Origin of the sequence: Parabacteroides faecis, from assembly GCF_014647375.1 — a bacterium.
GTDB classification, from domain to species: Bacteria; Bacteroidota; Bacteroidia; order Bacteroidales; family Tannerellaceae; genus Parabacteroides; species Parabacteroides faecis.
Genome location: NZ_BMPB01000012.1, coordinates 149,392 through 172,632, shown reverse-complemented (window position 1 = coordinate 172,632; position 23,241 = coordinate 149,392). Strand labels below are relative to the sequence as shown.

15 protein-coding genes are annotated in these 23,241 nt (G+C 42.0%); 6 read left to right on the top strand and 9 right to left on the bottom strand.

The features are described 5' to 3' along the window. Positions 1–2: 2 nt before the first annotated feature. From deoC to IEY67_RS17965, 5 genes are all read left to right on the top strand, one after another. Entirely contained in the window at positions 3–698 is a 696-nt protein-coding gene (gene deoC, locus IEY67_RS17985; protein WP_122373947.1) for a deoxyribose-phosphate aldolase, read from the top strand. A gap of 113 nt (positions 699–811) precedes the next feature. Next, entirely contained in the window at positions 812–3,295 is a 2,484-nt protein-coding gene (locus tag IEY67_RS17980; protein WP_183670967.1) for an HzsA-related protein, read from the top strand. A 5-nt stretch (positions 3,296–3,300) separates the two neighbouring features. Then, positions 3,301–5,097 carry a c-type cytochrome gene (locus IEY67_RS17975; RefSeq protein WP_183670969.1) on the top strand — a complete coding sequence of 599 codons (1,797 nt, stop codon included), beginning with the start codon at positions 3,301–3,303 and terminating at the stop codon, positions 5,095–5,097. A gap of 11 nt (positions 5,098–5,108) precedes the next feature. Continuing rightward, positions 5,109–5,990 carry an aryl-sulfate sulfotransferase gene (locus IEY67_RS17970; protein WP_183670971.1) on the top strand — a complete coding sequence of 294 codons (882 nt, stop codon included), beginning with the start codon at positions 5,109–5,111 and terminating at the stop codon, positions 5,988–5,990. Between the two features lie 50 nt (positions 5,991–6,040). Further along, a complete protein-coding gene (locus tag IEY67_RS17965) occupies positions 6,041–7,033 on the top strand; it encodes a family 43 glycosylhydrolase (RefSeq protein WP_183670973.1) in 993 nt (330 codons plus the stop codon). A 127-nt stretch (positions 7,034–7,160) separates the two neighbouring features. Here the strand turns inward: IEY67_RS17965 and IEY67_RS17960 are convergent, their stop codons facing one another. The 8 genes from IEY67_RS17960 to IEY67_RS17925 form a co-directional block, all read right to left on the bottom strand. Next, a complete protein-coding gene (locus tag IEY67_RS17960) occupies positions 7,161–8,987 on the bottom strand; it encodes a glycoside hydrolase family 2 protein (protein ID WP_183670975.1) in 1,827 nt (608 codons plus the stop codon). A gap of 230 nt (positions 8,988–9,217) precedes the next feature. Next, positions 9,218–9,958 (bottom strand): DUF3823 domain-containing protein, encoded by a 741-nt coding sequence (locus IEY67_RS17955; protein WP_158583191.1) that lies wholly within the window; start codon positions 9,956–9,958, stop codon positions 9,218–9,220. Between the two features lie 16 nt (positions 9,959–9,974). Continuing rightward, on the bottom strand, positions 9,975–11,816 hold the full coding sequence (locus IEY67_RS17950; RefSeq protein ID WP_183670977.1) for a RagB/SusD family nutrient uptake outer membrane protein: 1,842 nt from the start codon (positions 11,814–11,816) through the stop codon (positions 9,975–9,977). 5 nt (positions 11,817–11,821) lie between these two features. Continuing rightward, entirely contained in the window at positions 11,822–15,280 is a 3,459-nt protein-coding gene (locus tag IEY67_RS17945) for a TonB-dependent receptor (protein ID WP_183670979.1), read from the bottom strand. Positions 15,281–15,387: 107 nt separating this feature from the next. After that, entirely contained in the window at positions 15,388–16,371 is a 984-nt protein-coding gene (locus IEY67_RS17940) for a FecR family protein (protein WP_229801121.1), read from the bottom strand. Between the two features lie 519 nt (positions 16,372–16,890). After that, complete coding sequence (locus IEY67_RS17935; RefSeq protein WP_183670983.1) at positions 16,891–18,906, bottom strand: beta-L-arabinofuranosidase domain-containing protein; 2,016 nt, start codon at positions 18,904–18,906, stop codon at positions 16,891–16,893. Between the two features lie 51 nt (positions 18,907–18,957). Further along, a complete protein-coding gene (locus IEY67_RS17930; protein WP_183670985.1) occupies positions 18,958–19,914 on the bottom strand; it encodes a glycoside hydrolase family 43 protein in 957 nt (318 codons plus the stop codon). A gap of 83 nt (positions 19,915–19,997) precedes the next feature. Continuing rightward, complete coding sequence (locus IEY67_RS17925; RefSeq protein WP_122353960.1) at positions 19,998–20,549, bottom strand: RNA polymerase sigma-70 factor; 552 nt, start codon at positions 20,547–20,549, stop codon at positions 19,998–20,000. Positions 20,550–20,885: 336 nt separating this feature from the next. Between IEY67_RS17925 and IEY67_RS17920 the strand changes: the two genes are divergently transcribed. Further along, on the top strand, positions 20,886–22,202 hold the full coding sequence (locus tag IEY67_RS17920) for a tyrosine-type recombinase/integrase (protein WP_183670987.1): 1,317 nt from the start codon (positions 20,886–20,888) through the stop codon (positions 22,200–22,202). 178 nt (positions 22,203–22,380) lie between these two features. Here the strand turns inward: IEY67_RS17920 and IEY67_RS17915 are convergent, their stop codons facing one another. Continuing rightward, complete coding sequence (locus IEY67_RS17915) at positions 22,381–23,190, bottom strand: HNH endonuclease (RefSeq protein WP_183670989.1); 810 nt, start codon at positions 23,188–23,190, stop codon at positions 22,381–22,383. Positions 23,191–23,241: the final 51 nt, after the last annotated feature.

Here is a 23,241-nt window from a genome sequence, read left to right as displayed (position 1 = left end):
TCATGAACGAAATAATCGCAAACTTAACAGCAGAAAAATTGGCAGGAATGATCGATCATACCTTCCTGAAACCTTTCGGCACGGCAGAGAACATCGAAAAACTGTGTGCCGAAGCACGGAAATATGAATTTGCAATGGTAGCCATCAATCCGGCAGAAGTAGAAACCTGCGTCAAACTGCTGGAAGGTTCGCCTGTTCGCGTCGGTGCAGCCATCGGATTTCCGTTAGGCCAGACGACCACCGAATGCAAAGCGTTTGAAACACGCGATGCCATCGAAAAAGGAGCAACGGAAATCGATACGGTAATTAACGTCCGCGCTCTGCAAAAAGGAAGATTGGACATCGTAAAGAAAGAAATCGAAGATATGGTAGCCATCTGCAAACCGGCAGGCGTGATCTGTAAAGTGATTCTGGAAACCTGCTACCTGTCTGATGCAGAAAAGGAGACAGTCTGCCAAATCGCCAAAGAAGCAGGTGTCGATTTCGTGAAGACTTCGACCGGTTTCGGCACAGCCGGAGCCACCGTAGAAGACGTTGCCCTGATGCGCCGGGTAGTTGGTCCGGAAATCGGAGTGAAAGCAGCAGGCGGCATCCGCGACCTGGATACGGCATTAGCCATGATTAAGGCAGGCGCTACCCGCATCGGTACGTCTAGCGGAGTCTCAATCGTAGAGGCTTACAAAGTTTCTTCCTTATGAAACATTAGTTTCACCTAAGAGAAACAACAGTTTCATCCAGAAGAAACAAATTGAAACAAAGCATCGTTTCAGTTTATTCCGGTAACCGGATTATTAATAAAGAAGGGAGTAACATGAATAACTTACACAAAATAGGAATGGGACTTATACTCGTTGTACTGGCAGCCTGTCAGAACAACGAGTATAAAGATTACCATCCCGCCGATAAGCAGGAATTTATAGCCGAAATACAAGACCGATTCAATAAAATAAAGGCTACCGAAGGGGTAGTCTCAAAAGACAGTACCGCCACCCTGATCCGGGAGGCGCATCTGCATTTATATCATCACTATCCCGTCTATTACGACTGGTGGCTACAGGATGGAAGCAATGTGAAATGGTTTGACGGGACTTTTTCCGGTCAGATCAGCGAACGCCTGCACAAACTACAGCTGGAAACAAAAGTAACCGATACCCCGGAAAGCATCACACAGGCTTTGTCTTCCTATCTCGACGCCTGTACGAAAAGAAGAGAGCAGCGGCTGGCTTCATTTATAAAGAACACTCCCGAAGTTGTGTTTACCAAATTCCGTACGCTGCGTCCGTCTTTCTTTGCCTATACGGAAGGTTTGTCCGATGCCCGTGCGGAATGTAATTTCTTTGCCGGGGGAGAATTGGCATCTTTTAAGATGGATGGTATCTGGGCAAAAGAAGAAACCTTGCTGAAAGATACAGCCGGCGTTTTCCGTGATCCGGACGTACATTTCGACGGAAAGCATATATTATTTGCATGGAAGAAGTCACAGAAAGAAGACGACTTCCACCTGTACGAAATAGAAATGCCCTCCCGGAAACTGAAACAGATCACTTCCGGCCTGGGATTTGCCGATATAGAGCCGATCTATCTGCCGGACGAAAATATCCTGTTCAACTCGACCCGCAACGGTAGTGCGGTAGACTGCTGGACCGTAGAAGTCAGCAACCTCTATCTTTGCGACCGCGAAGGTCGTTATATGCGGCAGGTCGGATTCGACCAGGTGCATACCTCCAATCCGACACTGCTCGACGACGGCCGCGTTGTCTATACCCGTTGGGAATACAACGACCGTGGCCAGGTATTTATGCAACCGCTCTGCCAGATGAATCCGGACGGTACCGGACAGGCTGAGTATTACGGAGGAAACAGCTTCTTCCCTACCACGGTCACACATACCCGCCAAATCCCCGGAACACGAAAGGTGATGGCAACCATCCTCGGTCATCACACTCCTCAACACGGTAAATTATGCATCATCGACCCTGAAGCCGGACGCGATGAGAACGAAGGTGTCATGTTGGTTGCCCCGCTCCACAGGCCGGAAGCTGTAAAAGTCGATACCTACGGACAATTCGGCGACCAGTTCCAACACCCTTACCCTTTGAATGAAGAAGAGTTTCTGATTTCCTATACGCCGCTAGGCTACCACGTAGGCCATCCGATGGAATTTGGTATCTACTGGATGACACCGGACGGAGAACGCGAACTATTGGTTTCGGATGCCAGCATATCCTGCAATCAGCCAGTTCTGCTAGCCGAACGTGAACGTCCTTTCGAGCGTGTAAACAATGTGGACTACACGAAAGAGGAAGGTGTCTACTATATGCAGAACATTTACGAAGGAAACGGTTTGAAAGGCATCGAGCCGGGAACGATCAAGAAACTGCGGATTGTCGAACCCATCTACCGCGTAGCCAGTATCGGTGCCGCTTATGGCTTTGATGCGGGGGGCGGCGGACATGCCTTTTCCCCGGTAGGAGTCGGCAATGCCAGCTGGGACGTAAAACGGATACTGGGAACGATAGATGTGCAGCCGGACGGTTCGGCCTTCTTCAAAGTGCCTTGCCGCACACCTTTATACTTCCAGGCATTGGATGAAAACAACCGCGTTGTACAAACCATGCGTAGCTGGTCGACTTTGCAGCCGGGAGAAACACAAAGTTGCGTAGGATGCCATGAACATAAAAATACGGTTCCGGTAGCTTCGCATCCGGTATCTATGGCGATGAATACCGGTATCCAAAAGATCGAGCCGGAAGGAATTGGCGACCGTTGCTTCAGCTACATCAAAGAGGTGCAGCCTATCTGGGATGCTCATTGCATATCCTGCCATGACGGGGTGAAAAGCAAACTGAGCCTGAAAGGCGAGTTGAAAGTAGTCGACCAGCAGACCAAGCGCAAGTTCTCAGACTCTTATCTGAGCCTGACGCATGCCCGCCAGATGACGAGAGACAACGACTCTTGGCAGGGAGATGCTCATCACCCGGAAGTAAACTGGATAAGCAATCTGTCCGAGCCGACGTTGCTCGCCCCTTATTTTGCCGGTTCCAACACAAGCAACCTGATCAAACGGCTTGAAAACGGGCACGGCGGATGCAACCTGAGCAAGGAAGAAATGGAAACGATCGCTTTATGGATCGACCTGTGCGTACCGTTCATCGGTGATTACCGGGAAGCAAACAACTGGACACAGGAGGAGAAGGATTATTATACGTATTATGAGAAGAAGCGGGAAACATCCCGGGCTGCCGAGAAAGAAAACATCCGTCAGTATCTTCAATCGCTAAAAGCAAAGAAGTAAAGATTATGAAAATAAACTGGACTTATATAGCCTGTCTGTGCCTGGCTGCCCTGACAGGATGCAACGGGAATGATGTTTTTGCTCCGGATCATATATGGAGTGCCGGAGAAGAAGGCGGACTTCTGGTGACAAACCGGGAGAAAAAAGAAATATGCCTCATCGATACCCGTTTAAAGAATACAGGTATCAAAGTGACATTGCCAACCGCCGCCAACGACCTGACGGAAACGCCCAACCGGCATATCTGGGTGGTGTGCGACGGCGTTGGGGGTTCTTTATGTGAGCTGAACGGAAAAGACCTGTCCGTTATCTCTCAAACAGCCTTGGGACACACCCCTTCTGCCCTCTTGTTCAACCGGCAGACAGGTTCTTTATGGACAACCCAACGCTTCAACAACGAACTGTGGGAAGTATCTCCGGAAACCAAAGAGGTGTTGAACCGGATTACCGTAGGCCGCGAACCGGTAGACATCGTTTCATTCGCTGGCGACAGCTTATTGCTGGTTGCCAACAACCTGCCGGAAATGTCATCGCTCACTTATCCGATTGCCTGCCAGTTGGATATTGTCGATGTAAACAATAAAAAGGTAGTGAAACGCTTACAGCTTCCAAACGGTTCCACAGATGTAAAAGCATTGGCTACGGACAGCAAAGGCGATTATGCGTATGCCGTTCATCTGCTGGCACGCTACCAGCTCCCGACCAACCAGGTAGACCGGGGATGGATGAGTACGAATGTCCTGTCCGTCATCAATCTGCATACACAGGAAGTGGAAAACACGATCCTGTTGGACACTCCGCAGAAAGGCGCCTCCAATCCGTGGAACGTTGTCGTTTCGCCGGATGACAGTAAAATATGGATCTCTGTCTCCGGAACTCACGAACTGGTATGTGTAGACAGAACCTCATTGCATGACCGCTTGGCACGGGCAAAAGACGGCGAAAAAGTAACTCCTTCAACCAAAGATTATGCGCATATCCTAGATGATGCAGGTTTCTTATACGGCATCCGCGATTTCTACAAAACGCAGGGGAAAGGTCCCCGTGCCTTGTACGTCACACCGGATAAAGTCTATACGGCGAATTACTATACCGGAGAACTGGTTGCCTTCAACGGAAGCGGCAAAGATATGGTTTCTACCTCATTGGGTACCTCGCTCGCATCCACTCAAAAAGGGAAAGGCGATATGTATTTCCACGATGCTTCCATCGGCTTCCAGGAATGGCAGAGCTGTGCCAGTTGCCATCCCAACGATGCCCGCATGGACGGCCTGAACTGGGATTTGCTGAACGACGGCATGGGGAATCCTAAGAATACCAAGACATTGGTTTTATCCCACCAGACTCCTCCCTGTATGGTTTCCGGTATTCGTAAAGATGCAGAAACGGCTGTCATCTCAGGTATCAAGTATATCTTATTTGCTGCCTCGACCGAAGAAATAGCTCCGGCTATCGACGTGTACCTGAAGTCATTGTCACCGGTTCCGAGTCCTTACCTGGTAAACGGTAATTTATCTGAAGCTGCCCAAAAAGGGAAGGTACATTTCGAGAAAAACTGTGCGTCTTGTCATTCGGGTACTTATTATACGGATATGAAACAATACAAAGTAAACTGGACGAACGGGCCGGATAAGAACGTAAAAATGGATGTTCCCGCCTTGAACGAAGTATGGAGAACAGCTCCTTACCTGTATGACGGGCGCAGCTACACCATGCAAGAAATGCTGAAAGTGCATGGCCCCGCAGAAACACTGTCGGAAAACGAACTGAACGAGCTGGCAGAATACGTATTATCTCTTTAAGAAACAACATTATGAGACATTTTACTTATATCCTTTTTCTTTCCTGCATCCACTGCTTTAATGTATTGGCACAATGCGGGAACTTCGCCGGAGCCGATTACTCCCAGGGGATCGTTTTCATTATGGAAAACAACAAGATCGTCTGGCAACATGAGGCTCCGGAATCGAATGATCTCTGGGTACTTCCGAATGGGAACTTATTGTTTTCGGTTGGCAAAGGAGTGCTGGAAGTGACCCGGCAAAACGATACCGTCTTTTATTATGCTTCGGAAAGTCCCGTCTTCGCCTGCCAGCGTCTGAAAAACGGGAATACTTTTATCGGTGAATGCAATGCCGGACGCTTACTGGAAGTTTCTCCCGGGGGGAAAATCGTAAGTGAGGTATGCATCCTGCCGGAAGGTGTCTCAGACGGAACATTTGCCTTTATGCGTAATGCCCGCAAACTGGATAATGGTAATTATCTCGTTGCGCATTACGGAGGGGAATACGTCAAAGAATACAATTCAAAAGGAGAAGTGGTCTGGCAGGTACAGGTCCCCGGCGGTCCCCATTCTGTGATCCGGCTGCCGAACGGCCACACACTGGTCGCCGTAGCCGATAAGACACAGAATCCCCGCATTGTCGAATTAGACAAAAAAGGCAACACCGTATGGGAAATATCGAACAAGGACATTCCCGGAGAGCCTTTAAAGTTTCTGGGAGGCATGCAATATTTCCCTGACGGGCGCTTGCTCTTCACCAACTGGGTCGGGCATGTAAATCCGGAAAAACGGGATCATCTGTTCCTGGTAGACAGGGATAAGAACGTTCTATGTACATTAAAGGATCAGGAAGGGATACAAACCATGTCTTCCGTATTCAGCCTGGATGAAAATACCGGTTCGTTTCATTAAGGCACTTTCTAATTCGTTGTTATTCAAACAATCATTCAGACAACAGCTATATGAGAAAATTATTTTTTATATCCTTATTCGGGATCGCATCGCTTACAGCCTGTCTGGCCGATAAGCCGCTACAAACAGAAAATAAGACCTATAGGAATCCTGTCATCGATTACAGTCTTCCGGACCCCAGCCTCATCAAAGCCGATGACGGTTACTTTTACGTGTATGCAACGGAGAATATCCGTAATCTTCCTATCCACCGTTCCAGAAACCTGGTAGACTGGGAAGAAGTAGGTACTGCCTTTACAGACGAAACCCGTCCGACTTTCGAGCCTAAAGGCGGTCTGTGGGCACCTGATATCAATTATATCAACGGGCAATACGTTTTATATTACTCCATGTCCGTCTGGGGTGGAGAATGGACCTGCGGTATCGGAGTCGCAACTGCCGACAAACCGGAGGGGCCTTTTACCGACCGGGGGATGATGTTCAGGAGCAATACGATAGGTGTGCAAAACTCCATCGACCAGTATTACATCGAAGAGAATGGCAAAAAGTACATGTTCTGGGGAAGCTTCCGGGGAATTTACGGGATAGAGTTGTCAGACGACGGACTAACTCTGAAGGAAGGAGCAGAGAAAAAACAGGTAGCCGGTACAGCTTATGAAGGAACTTATATTCATAAACGTGGCAAATATTATTACCTGTTCGCCTCTATCGGCAGTTGCTGCGAAGGATTAAAAAGCACCTATACAACCGTAGTCGGCCGTTCAGAAAACCTGTTCGGTCCTTATGTGGACAAAAAGGGGCAACCGATGATGGAAAACCATCATGAGATACTGATTCGCGGAAATGAGGCTTTTGTCGGTACGGGTCATAACTCGGAAATAGTGACTGACAAAGCCGGAAACGACTGGATGCTTTATCATGCGGTGAGTAAAGAAAATCCTACCGGACGTGTTCTGATGCTCGATCAGGTCAGATGGGTAAACGACTGGCCGGAGGTAACCGGCTCTACCCCCTCACTGGAGGCTGAAATCCCTGTATTCTAAATACTGAAAAAGGATAAGGTAGCACTATAGACTCAGATGTATCAACATTATAAACCTACATCTATCAGCACTATAGACTTACACCAGTCAACACTATAGTGCTACCTTCCTCACACAGATATGCTACTTATTTCTGCCGCGTACCTTCTATTACCTCCCGGTTGATTTGTTTAACCTTATCCAGATTCATCTTCTCAACCCAACGATCATAAGTGACCAACCCGTTTATTTCGTGCTCCACATCCGTCGTCTGCGTGTAAATAGCCGTACTCAAGCCAAAGTATTTAATCATTTGCTCCAATTCGTTAAGCATAAGTATATATGTATCGGTCAGTACCTCTTTGTTCAACATCATTTCATAAGCATCATTCCTTACAGGCCATAAATGATCCCTGACAAATAATCCTTTCCCTCCGAACTCACCGAGAGACGCAGCTCTTTTCTCATCCGGACGAGGCATTGCCTTCGGCTCTATTTTGCCGTAATGATGCATGTCGACGAAATCACCATTACCCGGATCGCCATAGGCCGGCCGGTAACCCGGAGCATAATTATAACCGGACAGGCCATTGACCAGGCGGCTCGGATCATACTTTTTCACCCAGGCTGTTATATCAGTAACCTCGAACGCTCCCCAGTTTTCATTAAAAGGAACCCACATCACAATGGAAGGTGAACTGATATGCTGATCGATCATTACTTTCAATTCTTCGCGGAACTGCTTACGTACAGCAACAGAATCGGTACCATCCGGTTCCCAAAGATTAGGCATATCCTGCCAGACCATCAATCCCAGGCGGTCACAATGATAATACCAACGCTGCGGTTCCACTTTTATATGCTTACGGATCACGTTAAAACCGGCCCGTTTGGCTAATTCTATATCATACAGCAATGCTTCATCCGTCGGAGCCGTAAAAATACCATCCGGCCAATATCCCTGATCCAGCAACCCTATTTGAAAAACAAACTTACCGTTCAATAAAGGGCGGTTTACTCCATCCACCTTTCCTAAAGAAACGGAGCGCATTCCAAAATAAGAATCGACTTCATCCACTACTTTACCTTTCGTATTCTTCAGCTGTAACTTTAAATCATACAAAAAAGGATCTTCAGGAGTCCAGAGACGAGGGTTCTGTATGGGAATATAAAACTTACCATTAACGGTTCCTTCCGCTTTCGCTATTTCCTTTCCACCATCTTTTGCTACTGCTGAAACTTTTAACCCGTCATTATCTGTGTTAACAAGCACCTCCAAACGGTTGTTCTTCAGATCGGGGATCAGCTTGATCCGAGAAACATATTGTTTTTCTACAGGCTCTAACCAGACTGTCTGCCAGATACCGGACGTAAAAGTATAATCGCCACGCGGCCCGTTTTTACCGGATGCTGCCTTTCCATCGTTAGGATCATAGGCACCGACCACAAGAGTATTTTCACCCGACTTCAAAAAAGCAGTAATATCAAAAGTAAAAGCATCATATCCTCCTGTATGTGTGCCCACTTTCTTTCCATTCACAAACACAGTCGAAATACGGTCTACCGCACCAAAATTCAATAAGACATTCTTTCCTTTCCAGGCTCCGGGTATAGTAAAACTTCGACGATACCATAGACAAGTACCCCCTTTGCGGGCAATACCTGATAATTCTGCCTCCGGAGGGAAAGGAACCCTGATTTGTTCCGGCTTAACGGGGAATGTCGGGACAGAAGTTGCCGACACCGGGTCCTGTAAGTCTTTTCCACCCATATAATCCCATACACCATTCAAATTCAACCACTCCGTCCTCACCATTTGTGGCCGCGGATATTCCGGCAAAGGAACAGCAACTTCCAATGCTTTATCGGTCCAGGGAGTTGGTAATGTAAACTTTTTCGGGCTTTGCCCTTTCATAGTAATCCCTCCCCCTAAAAAGAAACAGAAGAGAAAGCAAATAAACACAACTTTTTTCATGATATTGTTATTTAATATAAGTAAATGAGATCTAGAATGAGATAATTGCCTGAAAGTTCAATGGGTCAAAATTAATAAGTAAATCCCACTTTCTATATCATTGTATAAATATTTCTATATTGAAAAATATAAATAGCCAAAGGCATGTACTTTCATAACTATATATTTTGAGGTCATAATAAAAAAAGGGTGCATCATTATCTAATGACACACCCCTCCTACAAAGCAATTTATTTTACAGCAAGTTCGAAGACCTCCGAATAAATAAACTGGTCAGCTCCTTCTGCCTTAATACCTATACGAGCATACACTTTTCCTGTACGATTCTTTGCATTCTCCAAAGATTTTAGCTGTGATGCATCGGTTATCGCGAATGAGAAGTTTTTATTCCCGGCAGACTTATCTTCAGAATAGTCCATACGTGCGAAATTCGTCTGCTCATCTACAAACCGGGTAGAACTAATAAACACACTTTGCGTATTTATCGCTGCATCAGAAATAATCTGTTTTACAGCACAGGTAGCCGATAAATTAGTTCCATTCAGACTGATTGCAGCATTTTCTATCATAAAATAAGGAGTCACATAGATCTTGACTTCGGTACTACCCTTCAGTGTAAAATCGACTGTATCTTTTTTTACTTCAGATATCTGTACCGTTTTCCAGGGACCATTATTATTGTTTGTAATCATATGGTAATCACCGTCAAAAAGAATGGCTTCAAACTTAGCATCCTGGTCGGCATACAACGTTATACCATCTGATAACTGCCAGCCATACTGATATAACGAGAGTTTTATGGCTTCTCCGGTACCTTTCACCTGTAAAGGATGTTCTACGCCACCGGCATCTTTGTACAGGATCTGGCCATACAACTTGGATTCGGGAGCATCGTAATTATCCATACCACAACTAGTGGCAAAAACAGCCAACAACAATAATGAGGCTATATTATATATTATCTTTTTCATTCTCATTACCTTTTAATTAAGATTGATACGGATTCTTCACCATCTTAGGATTCCTGTTAATCCAATCCTGGTTAATAAAGTTATAATAATTCTTCGGTTGAAAATAACGAGGATACGGAGACATATAAGTTGTTGTAGCATCAAAAACCCATTTCAAGTCATTCGGATCGCCCACCTGATCAATCTGATAAGGGAACAATACACGATGAATGGCCGTCGAGGTGTTCTCATTGTTATCCCAAAGCTTATCAGCCAGTCTCCAACGTTTCAGATCATAGAAACGATGGTTTTCAAAAGCAAACTCCACACGATTTTCACGAACAATATCATTCAGTGTGATAGTTCCGTTCAACGGCTGGATACCGGCACGTTCACGAACTGCATTCAAATAACGGCAAGCATTATCCTGATCGTTCATTTCCATGGCAGCTTCAGCAGCAATCAGATACATTTCCGATACACGGAAACGAGGGAACCATACTTCAGAACCACGGCCACGGGTGGTTGCACCGACAGTTTCATCCATAAACTTTCTGACAAAGAAACCTGATTTGTTTACATATTGGTCGTCACCGGTAGTCATCGGACCATTTACCGGAGTAATGATCAAACCTCTTGAAGTCACATCCTGTCCACGTTTGCCATGATAGCTTTTCCATTCACCGCTCTCATTACGTTTAACACCTGCGCGTAATACGACTTCCGAACCTCTGAAAGAAGAACCCGGTACTATTACAGTTGCAAACAAACGAGGATCTTTATCCTTGAACAGGTCTATTGCCTTATCGTAAGCGATATAGCTACCGTCAGAATTTTTTATATTCAGTTTTCCATCACGATTACCGATGTATTCGAAATCTTCCACCAGATTTAGTACCGGGCCTAAATACGCCTGATCGATATCTTCGGCATGCGATGACGGAACATTATCGCGAGTCCATCCCTGATAATTGGACGGACCTTTATAATCACGTGCCCAAATAACTTCGGTATTATTATCTTTCAATGTAGTTGCAGCATAGAAATTATCTGCTTTATCAGATATATTATTCTGTAACACATACACACCTCCATCAATCACAGCTTTCGCAGCATCATATGCTATCTTATAATATTCAGAGGCTTTAGATGCCGGAATACCGACTTCGCTACCCGGAGTAGAAACAGGATTCTCCATTTTGTTATTATAATTGGCAATAGAACCGGCATAAACAGCAGCCCGAGCTTTTAATGCCAACGCTGCCCATTTGGTTGCACGGGCTGAATTTTTGGAAGCTTCAGATGGTAACATTCCATCCGCTGCGATTTCGGTACATTCTTTAATAACGTAATCATACAACTCTGCTTCTGTCGAACGAGGATATTGTAAAGTAGTGATATCCATTCCCGATTCATACGAAAACACTTCGTCGCCAACAATCGGCATTCCTCCCATACATCTGCACATGCAGAAATAAGTATAGGCACGCATAAAACGAACTTCACCGCGAAGCTGGTTCTTTCTCTCTTCAGATATTACATCTGTATTATTCAAGCTGGCCAAAAACTGGTTGATATTGCGTATCAATCCGTAATCATAAATACGCCAGTGATCGTCACCAAAAGTACGGAATAAATCAGGACCTCCGCTCGAACGTAAAGCCTCGTCCAGACAAACATAAGAACCGGCATCTGTTATACGTTGTCCCCATTCCATACGACCATAGAAGTTAGCCAAAACAGAGGTAATCATTTTTTCATCACTAAACACCTGTTCATCAGACAAGATACGGTCCGGATCCCGATCCAGAAAATCGGAACATCCGCAAAATGCCAATGTAAAAGCCAAACAGGCAGAATAAATATATTTCTTTTTCATACTAATTAGAATTTAAGAGTAAGACCTAAATTAATAATACGTGTTGTAGGATAAGCCAGACCTGCCGAATTCTCAATTTCCGGGTCTATACCATGAGTATTGGTCAGAGTCAGTAAGTTCTGTCCTGAAACATACAAACGTAAATCAGTAATAAAAGCTTTAGCCAGTATCGATTTCGGTAATGAGTAACCGAATTCAAGATTTCGGAGCTTCATATAACGTACATTATGCATCCAGAAATCACTCTTCCAATAGTTACTGTGTCCTGAATTCCCGATCAATAAAGTCGGATATTTACCCGGGATCAAAGCACTGTTCGAATCTGTAATATCAGCTAAATGCCAGGTATCTTCCATATAATACTGTGCATTATTACCTCCGTCATGGAACGGATTACGTTGCTCATAATCCTGATATCTACTGTTCAAACCACCACCTGTCAAGTCGAATGCCAAGTCAAAACCTTTCCACTGGAAGCTGAAGTTAAGACCAAAGTTTACAATGGGAGTACCACCTTCTTTATATCCTAAAGGACGTTCATCCATACTATTAATTACACCATCACCATTCTGATCGACATATTTAATATCTCCCGGGCGAATTGTTTTATTACCCTGACGGTCATTATCAATCGGCCAGGCAGCAATTTCCTCCCAACTCTGGAATTGTCCGTCAGATTCCAGCATCCAGTTCAGGTTGCCATAACGTTCATCAATAGAATTACGATAATAATGCCATGAGTTACCGAAACGAGGTTTATACTGATTCCAATCCAGGAAACGTGAATAAGTCATATTCACTCCGATCGAATAATAAAAATCTTCTACATTATCATTCCACCGGATAGACAGGTCATAACCTGTATGCACGTCTGATTTCAAATTTTCATAAGGTAAATCAAAACCTGCTTCAGCCGGGATCAACACATCATAACGACGATCAGGCAAACCATCACGTGTACGACGGAAATAGTCAAACTGACCGGACAAACGATTATTAAGGAACGAAACATCAAAACCGATGTCCAGTATTTTAGCTTTTATCCATGAGATAGTTGTAACGGGCAGACCACGGGGAACAGAGCCGACAACATAAGCGCCGTCAATAGTCGAACCACCATCTTTGTAATTGTATCCTCCCATATAATCAAATGCGCTATAATAGTCTTTATTATCACCATCTTTTCCCAGATTATCATCACCCAACAAACCATAAGAACCACGGATCTTAAAGTCATTTACGATATTCGACAACTTACTGTCTTTCCAGAAATTTTCTTCTGAGATACGCCATCCGGCAGAACCTGATGGGAAGAATCCCCAACGGTGATTAGGCGGGAATTTCCAGGAACCGTCATAACGTCCGGAGAATTCTAACAGATATTTAGATGCAAAATCATAATTGGCTCTGAAAGTATAACCCAAGCGGGCTTCCGTTCTATTACCATAATCATTAAATTCAACAATTTCATCTACATCTATTAAATGTAACGTATTGGATGTTGGAGTTGAATGGATAAAATGTTCCGGCTGATCGCGTTTAATAGACTCCATACCTGCCATTACATCGATATGATGATCGTCAAAACTTTTCTTGTAATTCAACTGAATATTTGTCGTAATATCCTGGACTCTTTTGATCGTTCTGTCCCGGTAAGGGTTATGCATACCATCCACAATGATATATTCATCCTTATCTTCATCATAACGATACAGGTCCCATTCGTTTTCCTGGTTATTCTGTTCACGCTGACCATAGTAGAATCCGAACTGAGCCTTTGCCGTCAATCCGTCGATAATCTTATATTCACCATTGAATGTAAGTTGCATTACACGCCAGTCATCCTGATATTTACCGGAAATATCATAATTCAACAGACCGAAATTCACATCCTTATTACCGGATGTTAATGCCGGATATTTAGGATTATCGTTTGCAAATGGACGAACTGTCGGAAGATTTCGGTAAGTACCGAATACCGGCAACCAATAGTCGTCACCACCCGGAACACCCGGATTGACACGCGATTCGATACGTCCGTTCATAGATGCACTCATTTTAAAACGTTCGGTAATCTGAGCATCAATATTCATCTGCGTATTATATCGTTTGAAACCGCCATAATTACGGATCATAGCATCCTGGTCGATATACCCTAAAGAGAAATAATAATTTACCTTATCAGATCCACCGGATACATTGGCTGAAACATAAGACTGAGGAGATGTTTCCCAGATGAAATCATACCAGTCAAATGATTGATAACCCTTCTCTGTTCCTTGTTGCCACTTACCCAAATCTTCCATCGTGTACTTACGGTTCTGTTCTTCCACTCCTTGTAACGTTTCCGATTGTATCCAATTGGAAACATAGGTAGCAGCATCCGCGGGTTTTGGGAATGCAGATGCAGACTGCCAGCCATAACGTGCGTTGATAGTCACCGTATTCTTTGTATTTCTGCGACCTTTCTTCGTTGTTACAACTACTACACCATTGGCAGCACGTACACCATAGATAGAAGCAGAAGCATCCTTCAATATAGAGATCGCTTCAATATCATTAAAGTCAATATTATTAAACTGCCCTTCATCCGTCTGGATACCATCTATTACATACAACGGAGTACCCATATTACGAATCTGAAGACCGGTACTTGCACCCGGACGACCATCCGTCTGACGGGAGTTCACACCAGCGATCTTACCAACCAATGCACCCGAAGATGTAGAGGCAGAAGAACGGGCTATATCTTTGGAGTCAATTAAAGAAATTGCACTCGTCAGAGATTCTTTCTTTTGTGACATACCGAAACCGGTAATAACAACTTCATCCAAAGCCTGTGCATCTTCTCTTAATGTTATATTTACAGTTGAACCTTTAACAGGTGTACGCTGAGTTATATACCCGATAAACGAAACTTCCAAAGTTGCATTTGGAGATGTACTCAAAGAAAAGTTTCCGTTCATATCTGTAATAGTACCATTAGTTGTTCCTTTTTCAACAACATTTGCCCCAATTACAGGCTCTCCTAAATTATCGATAACTGTTCCTGTTATCGTAGTTTTTTGCTGTTGTACCTTTGTTGCAATTGGCTCTAATCCATTTCTGCCGGTTGCTCTCTTTTCATCCGGCAATAAAACAATCTGATTATTCGAAATCTCATAAGCTAATCCCGTCGATTTCAGAATGCTATCTAAAATACTGGCAACAGTCTGGTTCTTTGCATTTACACTGACCCGATGAGAAAAATCTATTTTATTCTCATCATAAAAAAAGGAGTAACCACTCGCTTTTTCGATCTGGTTAATGGCTTCACTTAACAATACATTTTCTAATTGAATTGAGAAAGCTTTTGCCTGCTCGTTTGAATATCCATACAAACTTGAGGCAAGAAAAAAGAGACCGACAAACAAGGGGATTCTCCAGATTTTCCCGCTGGCCTCATAAAACATTTGCTTCTTCATAAGCTCTTATTTTAAGATTATTATCGAAATAAATTAATTAATAAAAAGGTTAAAACAATATTACTTTTTCTTTCCTGTTACTTCATAGGCATTTGATTTTAAAGGTTTTACTTATTCATGATTTTCACAATATTCTTTTCATCAAAACTATACTGGATAGGATTTGTCCGAGCCATTAACCGAAGGATCTCTTCCAGAGGCTCATGCCTGATAGAAAAAGTATAAGCCTGATCTTCAGGAATAAGAGGGTCCAGTATAATCTTTACACCATACCATTTAGATAAATATTTGGATAATTCCTTAATTGATTTACGCTCAAAATGAATAGACTCATTCGCCCACATGGCAGCAAAAAGTACATCATTTTTCTTTGTTAGGATACTGCCCTGTTTTTTGGAACAGACAGCCGTTTCACCCGGTACTATCGTCTTTGAAACTGAGCCATTGCCGACAACTACAGATCCGGACAACAGGCTAACGTTTATATTCGGTTCATTATCACGTGCTGCCACGTTAAAAGTAGTACCATGTACTCTGACATCAAAATTATTACTCTTGACAATAAAAGGACGATCCGGATCCTTCTTTACATCAAAATAGGCCTCACCCTTCAATTTGACATTTCTTGTTTTATTCCAGATTGAAGCTGAATATTCCAACGTAGATTCAGTATTTAACCAAACCTGCGAACCATCAGGAAGTATTACTTTCGATTTACCTGTCAGAGAAGAATAGGTATAAACCGGCCCTCCCTTATATGTTTCAAGAGAGATATATCCGGTTAAAGACAATAAAGCGAGGATTAAAATACATGCAACCCCGGAGAACCAGCGAAAAGAAGCCTGCGAGAATTTTATTATTCTAGGTTCATCTTTCTTCATGCGAAGCTCCATCTTTGCCCACAAAGCATCCACATTCGATTCAAAAGTTGTACCTTCTTCTATAATAGCTAACCAAAGAGATTGTAAATCTTTATATACGGAGAGATTCTTCTCGTCAGCAAGCCACCGTTCCAAATCAAGTTGCTCTTCTAACGAGATTTCATGTTTAAATCCCTTTATTATAATATCCCAAGGTATGTTTCTATCCATTTTTTGCATCTTATACATCGTGAGACTCAAAAAGAATAGCTACCCCCTAAAAGGATTGTATTTTTCTTTGAAAAAATTTGATCCGGGAAGATCACGGAAAGATAAATTGCTCATATTCAAAACGGTTACCAGATCCACCAGTTTCCGAATTGGATAATAAAAAAAGAAGCGTGGAAACTGTTGACATATCGATTCTGAGGCTCTGGACTGCCCCTATGACCAATATATACAACAGCCCACGCTCTTTATCTTGGTATACGCAATAACTTAGGTATATAACAAGAAAAGAGCATGAACGTTTGTTGTACCTTATCCGGTCATAGTGAAATTGTCCAGATTTCAGAATCGGATAATATCTTAAACGCTTATGCTTTACTCGTACATTGTACAGCCGGTTACGCTTTCCTTTTGCTGTACGAGGCAAAGATAAACAGAAGATTCCAATATCTACATATACTTTCTATACATAAATAATCCGTAAAGGATCAATTTCATAGCTAAAGAGATCGGTCACAACATCTATTCCGTTGTCGGAAACGATGCAATACGCAAACGGGCAGCTCCCATCGGAACCAATGTTATTTCGTCCAATGTGTCTGCTTTCGGGGCATCTTCATAAGGTAGCACACCGCATAAACCATATTCATCGATCTTCCATTCAGGAATAAGACGTCCTTTTGCCTTAAACTCCAATGGGACATTAGTCAATGTAAATGGATTATTATCAAAAGGCCATTCCTTACGCTGAACCGAGATCGGGCTGTTGAGCAGCAAAGCATAGTTCCACGGGCTTGCCGGATAGATCTCATAAGTAGGCCATGCAGAAGCATCGGCACCCTCCTGCCATTTTGAATCGCCGATAGCTGTTTGACGACTGTCTTTCTGTTGATAATCTTCGTCTATCTTTAAAGACAAGCTCAGAGGACCATAATCAACACTGACGCTATTTTTATTTACCTGCCATTGGCGATAATTGAATGTCATGGGAACCGTAAGAACGATTTCGTCTGCATCCGACCACTCACGTGTGATTTTAGCATATTTACCGCTAATCAAATCGACACCCAACTTCTGACCGTTTACGGCAATCGACGCATCTTTACACCACGACGGAATACGCAAATAAAGTGGGAATGAAACCTTTTCAGGTGTCGTCAAAGTAAAACGAATTATTTCCTCAAAAGGGTAGTTCGTTTGTTCTTTTATCGTCACTTCAGTTCCGTTTCCAACTTTAACTTTCGCCTGACAAGCATTATATAAAACAGCAGCTATTCCATTATCCGGTGTTGCATAAATTAGATTTTCGGCATAATATGGCCATCCGAAACCATGATTATGCTGGCAACAACGACTACTGAACGGATTCATGGAAAGAAACGGTCCGCTATTATCAATACCCGGATGATGATTTTTAGAGTCACTTACGACATGATTCGGACTGGTTATATAACGAAGGGCCTTATAATCCGGCATCAATGCCGCCGGATAACTATTAAATGCCACATCCTCACAGTTTTCAGCCCAATAAGGATCGCCACTGATCTGCAGCATAATTTCATCTGAAGCCATCTGTTCCACAAAACCACAGGTTTCAGTACCTTGCCGGGGATCAAAGAAGCCGATACGTGCATTTTCGTCCGCACCGAACATGCCCCCCGGTACTTGTCCAAATGCCCTGCGCACCAGGCTTTGCACATTATAGCTGGCAGCCAGCATGGATGAGTCCCCTGAAAACAGATAATAAGTAGCCGGCTCACGGAAACACTGCGCTACATTTACATTATGCCAGTTAGGCAATTGAGTCGACTTTGTCCAGTCGGCTGTATTTTTATGTATTTTTTCGCCCAACGTAAGTAAGTTCTTATCGCCCGTGTGATTATATAGCCACACGACACTCCAAAGATTATCTCCGCCACGGCTATTTTCCCAATAGCTATATAAGAAATCTTCATCCGGGACAGTAAGCAGGTAATTACAATACTTCGTCATAAAATCGATTATCCGCTCATCATTCGAATATTCATAATAAGATTGCATGATCCACAGGACAATCATATTCGGCCAAAAATCCTGTTTACCGTCATTCAGATGCATCGGACCGAAGTTACCATCTTCCCGCTGACTTTTCAAGATACCCTCAATCCAGAATTTAGCTTCATTCAGCATCTGATTATCTTCAACAATATAAGCCAGATTTGCATACCCTCGCAGCCAGTAAGGTACTTCTTCCCATCCCCACTGGCCTCCGGTTTCCAACCAGGCATTATCCTTCTTTTGCAACCAGGCACTGATCTCTCCCAGATGTCCGTTCAGACCTTCTTTTTGTAACTCCAGTTGTTGCTTCAACCATCCTTCCGGCTGAATAGTACCGGCCGGGAGTTTTATAAACTGCTGCGGCTGTAAAGGAGCCCGGTTACTTACATAAAAATCATTCTGCGTAGAAGTTGATAATCGATCGACCTGTTCCAACAAGGTATCTTGTGGAGCTGTACAGGCACCACAAATCAAAGAGAGGAACAATATACTTTTCTTCATAATACAATTATTTTATTTCCGGAGAGATAAAATTCCGGAGAGGTTATTTAATCATTTATTCATTAATTGAGGAAAGAAAAAGGTATCAGGCAAAATACTAAAACGAATGATGCCATCCTGTGCCTTTTCCTGCAAAGAGACAATAGCTGTTTGCCTGGGAGATACAACGGAGTTCGAATAATGGGTATGGAACACATAACGCATATCCCCTTTTTCATCAATAAAAACATCTCCATGACCGGTCCCGTTATGCTTCAGCAGTTTACGGCTAATAACCGGATTCCCTTCATACTTCTTCCAGGGACCATAAGGTGAACAGGAGGTTGCGTAACCTACCGCATAATCTATATTCCGGAAATCATTAGCTGAATAGAAAAAGTAATAAACACCCTCTTTCTTAAGGATAGTAGGGCCTTCAGAAACCGGCCATTCCGAATGTGCTGTATTTTCCCAGTCTTCAGTTGCAGAGAGGCATTCCCGGAGAGTGTTTTCTTTTATAGCGGTAAGATCTTCATTCAGTTCGGCAACAAACAGGCGGTTTCCTTTTGTTAGACGGACATGATACAGATAAACCTTGCCATCCTCATCAAAAAACACATACGGATCGATCTGCTTGATTTCAGCAGGTAGTTTAGCTATTTTATCCTGACGAAAAGGTCCTAAAGGACTGTCGGCAGAAGCTATGGCTATAAACTCGTCAGCCGTATAAGCCATATAATATTTCCCTTTATAACGAAAAATCTGAGGCGCCCAAAACCCCTTCGATCCAAATGAATCGCCTTTCTTTAAAGCATATCCGTCGGAAGCACCATTCGGTCCCTCCCACATTTTCAAGTCTTTGGAAGTATATACCTGAAAACCGAAATTAGAATCTCCACCTGTACCATACAGGTAATAAGTTCCGTTTTCATAAAAGATCGTAGGATCAGCCAAAGAAATATGCTGTCCACAGACAGAGGTCACTCCAACCCAAAAGAACACAAAAAGCATCAAGAATATTTTTTTCATGGCATTGAGAATTATTGTAAAACATTTTCTTTTACAAAAATAGACTCAAAAAGGCTTGATACCCCCTAAAATATAAAGTTTTTTTACCACAAATATGAATAAGAATCGCCCAAATAGACTCTAATCTTCTTAAGGGCTATCGTTATTTGTCCCTCCACCGTCTTCTCCGAAATATGAAGTTGCTGGGCTATTTCTTTATTGGTTAAATTCTCTTCGCGGCTTTTCTTAAATATCTCCCTGCATTTCTCCGGCAAAAGACATACGGCCTCTTCTATCAAACGGTACAATTCCTGGAACTCCAAATCCGAATTATAATCTTGCCCCACTTCACCGGCAGAGACATCTTCCAGATAGACAGGTATTTTTTTATCACGGATATAAGTAAAAGCCTTATTACGGGCTGACTGAAAAAGATAGGCCTTCAATGTTAACTTTATCTCAAAGCGTTCGCGGTTTTCCCATATATAAGTAAAAATATCCAATACCAGCTCCTGCGATTTTTCCCGGTCATGGATATAATAGGTAATAAAACGCTCCAATGAATCCATATACTGATAAAACAAATGCTTAAAAGCAATCTGATCACCTTGTTTTATTAGCTTTAGCAATAATATATCATCGTTGTTACTGCCCATCCTCCAAATTCATTGATTGTTTTCACTGGCTCCAAAGATACACAAAGATTCAATATTTTCTTAATAAAGGAATCTTTTATTTAATATTCACGGATTAAAGCACTAAACATCAAATCCTTCTATTACCCTTAAAGATTAGTTGGATCACATAAAAATACAAACCCTTCTGCAATTTGTAAATTGCAGAAGGGTTTACAAGTAGTGATTCCGGAGCGATCAAAACAGTTGTTAATCATTAGATTAAGCATATGCATTATCACTTTTTCCCACTGTTATTAATTTTGACTATATTCGCATTCACAACATTTACACAATTCGTTCCAAAATTCGTTCCAAATGGCAAATAAGATAAATCCGTTCCTTGTTGACAAGAGTAAAGAAACAACATCTATACAGTTTATCATTAGAAAAAACGGTGAAAGATATCGCTACACTCCTGGCATATCTATCCGGACCGAACACTGGATCGATAGCCAACGTTGGTGCCGCGAAGGTAAAAAATACCCTGACGGCTTCCTAAAAAACGAACAGATAAAAAAATATATCAACATCATAGACTCTGTATTTATCGAATTTGATAGAGAATTGATCACTCCAACCCAGCAATCATTCAAAAAAGCCGTCGATAACAAAATCGCACAAATAAATGAAGAGGCCGGCGGTGTGGTAAAAGATGAGTCCCTTTTAGTAAACTATATATCAAACTATATCCAAACTTGCGATAAAACGACTGGTACATATAAAAACTACCAGAGTTTACTCAATCACCTTATCACATACGAACAAGAGACTGGCTCTAAACTTCGTTTCTCTAGCATAAACATGGACTTCTATAATGGATTTCGTGCTCACATGCTAACTAAAACATATACATTAAAGAATGAACAACGTCATTATTCCAAAAACTATATAGGTGGTCTGTTCAAGATCATTACCAAGTTTATGAACGAATCAGTAGGCGAATTACACAACAACACTGCCTACATAGATAAAAGGTTCAAAAAAGAAAGGGAGGAAACAGATTCAATATACCTAACAAAAGAAGAGGTTCAAAAGCTTTATGAGCTAAACATTACAGCTGAAACAATTCAAACTCACTTCAAAAATGTTCGGCCATCCGGTATCGCCAGGAAAGTAAAAGCCTTAAACGACGCACGTCTTATTTTTCTTGTTGGATGCTATACCGGTCTCCGGATATCAGATTATTCACGTATTGAAGATTTCAACATTGATAAAGAACTCATTAAAATACGAACCCAGAAAACAAATAAAATTGTATCCATACCAATACATAAGAACTTCCAGACCCTATTGAGCACAACAAATGTCATGAGTATTAAGATGTCAGACCAAAAATTGAACGACCATGTTAAGGAGTTAGGCTTAATTGCCGGGATAACAGACGAAGTTAAGATCTCTAAAACAGAAGGCGGAGTTATCAATACATATACATATAATAAGAATGAATGTATATGTACACATACAGCACGTAGATCATTTGCGACCAACCTCTACTTCTCCGGAGCAGACATCTTTGTAATAAAGGATTTACTCGGACATTCTAAAATTGAGACAACGATCAAATATTTAAAAGTGTCCGTTGAAGAAAATGCCAGGAGGATAGCAGACAATTCCTTTTTTAAAGGAGAATGAAAAAGCCCGATGGAACTAACCACCGGGCACACCAGACTAAATACAATTGTGTAATCAAAAGCGTATTTGAACCCAGCTAAATATCTAAAAAAATACACGAACAAGCCAAAAGCGATCTATTTTAAGAGAAAACTAATTAACTTTGATTTCTCTGAAAATAAAAAAACTTGCTATCAAATTATTCCAATTTAAGAGATATATCATAAATTTCGCCATTTAATTTAAATTTAAAATGTTCATCATCTCGACTAATTCTTTCAAGATTACCATAATCAAACTCTTTATGATGATTGGGACATAAAATGAGTATATTATTAGGAAGTTCATTCCCCCAATCTTTTTTAGGATCAATATGCGCCCCCTCTATATAAAAACTACCATCTGCCTTTAGTATTTGAATCCCACACATCTGACAACAATAACCTCGCAGATATTTTAATTGAGATATAGTTTTATTATCTCTTTTAAATACTTTTTTATTAATTACCACTGACACTGGATCTGATACCTTCAAATTCATCAAATCATCTACGATTGCTTTTATATCTTCTTTTATAACAATCTTATCAAGACAATTCTGTTCCAAGTCATCTTCATCTTCTATTTTTGTTACATTCCTGTATTTGTAATATATTTCCCAAAGTCCGTTCTTGCTATTTTTAGTTCTATCTTTTAAACTGGTATAATATTCAAGATGTTGTTTTAATGCAGATAAAGCCTTTTGCAGTTTTTCTTCCCCGAATTTATCACTGATTTTTTGCAAAAAATAATCAGTAGCAGACAGATTCATGGTTGATTTATAACCTTCCCCATGTAACATGTCATCTAATGAGCCAATATATCGAGACGCTGTATTTTCATTTATCCCCAACTTTACCAAATTTTTCTTAGCTACATTTTTAACATATCTCTTTTGATAAAAGGCAACAGTCTCATTAAAAATATATGGGAATAAGTTTTCTGTTACTTTCTTTTTTTCTTGTTGCATATCTATAATTTTTTACCATATAATAAGAATTATGAAAACGACATCATAGAC

Bases quoted from the DNA above. Each gene is read 5' to 3' on its own strand.
- IEY67_RS17950 (WP_183670977.1), bottom strand. From the start codon at position 11,816: ATGAAAAAGAAATATATTTATTCTGCCTGTTTGGCTTTTACATTGGCA.
- IEY67_RS17960 (WP_183670975.1), bottom strand. From the start codon at position 8,987: ATGAAAAAAGTTGTGTTTATTTGCTTTCTCTTCTGTTTCTTTTTAGGG.
- IEY67_RS17930 (WP_183670985.1), bottom strand. From the start codon at position 19,914: ATGAAAAAAATATTCTTGATGCTTTTTGTGTTCTTTTGGGTTGGAGTG.
- IEY67_RS17975 (WP_183670969.1), top strand. From the start codon at position 3,301: ATGAAAATAAACTGGACTTATATAGCCTGTCTGTGCCTGGCTGCCCTG.
- IEY67_RS17955 (WP_158583191.1), bottom strand. From the start codon at position 9,958: ATGAAAAAGATAATATATAATATAGCCTCATTATTGTTGTTGGCTGTT.
- IEY67_RS17970 (WP_183670971.1), top strand. From the start codon at position 5,109: ATGAGACATTTTACTTATATCCTTTTTCTTTCCTGCATCCACTGCTTT.
- IEY67_RS17920 (WP_183670987.1), top strand. From the start codon at position 20,886: ATGGCAAATAAGATAAATCCGTTCCTTGTTGACAAGAGTAAAGAAACA.
- IEY67_RS17945 (WP_183670979.1), bottom strand. From the start codon at position 15,280: ATGAAGAAGCAAATGTTTTATGAGGCCAGCGGGAAAATCTGGAGAATC.
- deoC (WP_122373947.1), top strand. From the start codon at position 3: ATGAACGAAATAATCGCAAACTTAACAGCAGAAAAATTGGCAGGAATG.
- IEY67_RS17940 (WP_229801121.1), bottom strand. From the start codon at position 16,371: ATGGATAGAAACATACCTTGGGATATTATAATAAAGGGATTTAAACAT.
- IEY67_RS17925 (WP_122353960.1), bottom strand. From the start codon at position 20,549: ATGGGCAGTAACAACGATGATATATTATTGCTAAAGCTAATAAAACAA.
- IEY67_RS17915 (WP_183670989.1), bottom strand. From the start codon at position 23,190: ATGCAACAAGAAAAAAAGAAAGTAACAGAAAACTTATTCCCATATATT.
- IEY67_RS17980 (WP_183670967.1), top strand. From the start codon at position 812: ATGAATAACTTACACAAAATAGGAATGGGACTTATACTCGTTGTACTG.
- IEY67_RS17965 (WP_183670973.1), top strand. From the start codon at position 6,041: ATGAGAAAATTATTTTTTATATCCTTATTCGGGATCGCATCGCTTACA.
- IEY67_RS17935 (WP_183670983.1), bottom strand. From the start codon at position 18,906: ATGAAGAAAAGTATATTGTTCCTCTCTTTGATTTGTGGTGCCTGTACA.